Here is a 1,475-nt window from a genome sequence, read left to right as displayed (position 1 = left end):
GGCGCGCGCCGTGCCGGCTTCGCGTGCCGCACTCACTTTACGCGCCTGGGTGGCGGCTGCCCGGTGGCGCCGTCGTCGTTCTGCACGAACCCCGCGCGCACCGCACCTCAATGTGACGTGCACCGCGGAGTGGTGTTCGAGCTTCGAAATCATACCGCGAAAGCACCCGGACGTTTTACCATTTTGATATGCATTACGCGAATAAAGTTTACGATCAGGTCGTCGCCGCCAATCCGGGCGAACCCGAATTCCATCAGGCCGTGCGCGAAGTTTTCGATTCCATCGCCCCGGTCCTCGCGGCTCACCCCGAGTACGCCGACCACGCCATCCTGGAACGGCTGGTTGAACCCGAACGCATCATCGCCTTCCGCGTGCCGTGGGTCGATGACGCCGGCAAAATTCGCGTCAATAAAGGCTACCGGGTGCAATTCAACTCGGCGCTCGGGCCCTATAAAGGCGGCCTGCGCTTCCATCCCACCGTTTACCTGGGCATGCTCAAATTCCTCGGCTTCGAGCAAATCTTCAAGAACGCGCTGACCCGCCAGCACATCGGCGGCGCCAAAGGCGGCGCAAATTTCGACCCCAAGGGCAAAAGCGATAACGAAGTGATGCGCTTCTGCCAGTCCTTCATGACCGAATTGCAACGCCACATCGGCCCCGATATTGACGTTCCCGCCGGCGATATCGGCGTGGGCGGGCGCGAAATCGGCTACCTGTTCGGCCAGTACCGCCGCATCCGCGATACTTTCGACGCCGGCGTGCTCACCGGCAAGGGCCTCGGCTTCGGCGGCTCGCTCGCCCGCACCGAAGCCACCGGTTACGGCGCGGTTTACTTCGCGGACGCCATGCTCGCCGCGCGCGGGGAAAGTTTGGACGGGCGCACCGCGATCGTCTCCGGTTCCGGGAACGTCGCGCTGTACGCGATCGCGAAGGCGCAGCAGATGGGCGCGCGCGTGGTCACGGCCTCGGATTCTTCCGGGATGGTTTACGACGACGCCGGCATCGACGTCGAGCTGCTTCGCCATATTAAGGAAGATCTGCGCGGGCGGGTCTCTGATTACGCAGCGCAGCGCCCCAACGCGCGTTACCAGGCCGGGGCGAAGGTGTGGAACCTGGCTGAACTGGGGATTCGTGCGGATATCGCTTTCCCGTGCGCCACTCAGAACGAACTCAACGAGGCCGATGCGCGCCAGCTTCTCAACGGGGGAGTGCGCGCGGTGGTGGAAGGCGCGAATATGCCCACCGCCCTGGAAGCCACCCACCTGCTCCAGGAAAACGGGGTGCTTTTCGCCCCCGGCAAGGCCGCGAACGCCGGCGGGGTGGCCACCTCCGCGCTGGAAATGCAGCAGAATTCCGCGCGGCAAAGCTGGAGCTTCGAAAAGGTGGATGCCAAACTGCACGACATCATGCGCGATATCCACGACACCTCCCTGGATGCCGCCGCCCGCTACGGCCACGAAGGCAACTACGTGGTG

Annotated in this window: 1 protein-coding gene; it reads left to right on the top strand. The window is 63.9% G+C overall.

Annotated elements, in window-relative coordinates; translation table 11 throughout:
• Positions 1-188: 188 nt before the first annotated feature.
• Positions 189-1,475 (top strand): NADP-specific glutamate dehydrogenase (gene gdhA, locus CZ322_RS09615; protein ID WP_087071219.1); only part of this gene is annotated, 1,287 nt, incomplete at its 3' end.

The sequence above is a fragment of the Actinotignum timonense genome (assembly GCF_900155575.1).
Taxonomy (GTDB): domain Bacteria; phylum Actinomycetota; class Actinomycetes; order Actinomycetales; family Actinomycetaceae; genus Actinotignum; species Actinotignum timonense.
The sequence above is the reverse complement of the archived record's forward strand: the minus strand, read 5'-3'. Positions and strand labels throughout refer to the sequence as shown.